Below are 896 nucleotides of genomic sequence, written 5' to 3' on the forward strand. Positions count from 1 at the left end.
ACCATTATCAATGCCGACAATAATCATACTTGGTAAATCCGGATTCCGCTTGATTGCGTGAATTGTTTTCCAAGAATGTTTCGAAAAAGCTTCCTTAGAATGAAATACATTCTGTCCGTCATGCATATAAACAACGGGATAATGCTTGTCCGGATGCGCTTCATAGTCCTTAGGTAAGAGGACACGAATTCGCCGCTTAGCCAAGGTATAAGGCACATCTAAAATATGTTCTTTCAGTTCTAAATAGAAAAATGGGGCAAACTCCATACTGACTCTCCTCCAACGATTGAAAAAGGACCCTGGGCACATTCAATCCCAAGGTCCCTTCAAACTTTCATTTACTATACATTTTATTATATATCAAGCGTACCGTTCATTCAACCGATCTTTATCATCCAAATCCTTCTTGGCCATCAAGTCTGCCGCATAGGCATCAAAGGCCGTCGCATAATCCGTCGCCATCGCCTGTCTAGGAGACACATCCACCTGACGCACGAAATGCAACTTCTCAAGATTCTTTTGAATGTGGTCCGCTTCCGACACATCCGTGTACAAAACCGCATACTTCATCTTCCGCGACACATAATAAACGAAACCGTACTTTTGTAACTGTTTAACTTTTTTATTTGAATACATCCACACAATCAATGCTTGTCGAGACTGTGCTTGATCATAAATACTCATATTATCGACTTCCTTTAATCACTCGCTTTAATCTCATTATAACAGGAATTCATCTGCCAGTAACCCTTAAACCTTTATATGGCAAAATAACGGGCCTCAACTTGCTGGCCCGCAATTCTTACCTCTTATTTTATTCCAATACTAATAGCAGGTCGCCAGAATTTACTTGGTCGCCGTTGGCAACAAGTAATTCTTTCACAACTGCCTTACGT

The 896-nt window shown here is 40.7% G+C and carries 3 protein-coding genes; all 3 read right to left on the reverse strand.

The annotated features are described in order from the left end of the window. Positions 1-267, reverse strand: a 267-nt coding sequence (locus ACRCJ0_RS16060) for an alpha/beta hydrolase-fold protein (RefSeq protein WP_431391169.1), incomplete at its 3' end; no start/stop codon positions are given. A 93-nt stretch (positions 268-360) separates the two neighbouring features. Continuing rightward, positions 361-684: a YlbG family protein gene (locus ACRCJ0_RS16065; protein WP_418150516.1), complete on the reverse strand. Its 324-nt coding sequence runs from the start codon at positions 682-684 to the stop codon at positions 361-363. A 130-nt stretch (positions 685-814) separates the two neighbouring features. Beyond that, positions 815-883 carry a hypothetical protein gene (locus ACRCJ0_RS16070; RefSeq protein WP_431391170.1) on the reverse strand — a complete coding sequence of 23 codons (69 nt, stop codon included), beginning with the start codon at positions 881-883 and terminating at the stop codon, positions 815-817. Positions 884-896: the final 13 nt, after the last annotated feature.

It is taken from the genome of Aerococcus sp. L_32, from assembly GCF_050689315.1.